Origin of the sequence: Vibrio sp. 1562, from assembly GCF_033340155.1 — a bacterium.
GTDB classification, from domain to species: domain Bacteria; phylum Pseudomonadota; class Gammaproteobacteria; order Enterobacterales; family Vibrionaceae; genus Vibrio; species Vibrio alginolyticus.
Map to the genome: position 1 here is coordinate 1 of NZ_JAWOVY010000681.1, position 544 is coordinate 544.

The 544-nt window shown below is 47.4% G+C and carries 1 protein-coding gene; it reads right to left on the reverse strand.

The window, feature by feature from the left end:
- On the reverse strand, positions 1-544 hold a 544-nt coding region (locus tag R7Z49_RS27065; protein ID WP_318112755.1), incomplete at both ends, for a sigma 54-interacting transcriptional regulator.

A 544-nucleotide genomic window follows, 5' to 3' on the forward strand; every position in this document is an offset into this window, starting at 1 on the left:
GCTTCTAACGCTTGGCTGATCATGTTGACTTCCAAATCTGCCAACAGCTCTTTTAAGTTCACCCCTTCTGGTGGCAACGCTTGAGGCGCATTCATGTTGTGATCCAGATCGCTTTGCTCATCAAAGCTGAAATCTTCCGAGAAGATGTCTTGGAACACATCGCGTTCTTGCTCTTCAATCGAAGTGAACGGATTACCTTCAGGTTGGAACTCTGGAATATCACTGTAGCGATATTTCGTCGGAAGATGGTTCACATCAACCAGACTGTTTGGGTACAAAATGATCATGCGCTCAACAAGGTTAGCTAACTCGCGCACGTTACCCGGCCAGTGGTGTTCCATCAAAGAGTTGATCGCACGCGGCGTGAAACAGATTGGCTGGCCGCCTTCGGCTTCCAGACGTGTCATCAGCTCTTGTAATAACAATGGGATATCTTGCTTACGCTCTTTTAGCGCTGGCATTTCGATTGGGAAAACGTTCAAACGATAGAACAAATCTTCACGGAACGTGCCCTCTTCGATCATGCTTTCCAGATTACGGTGTG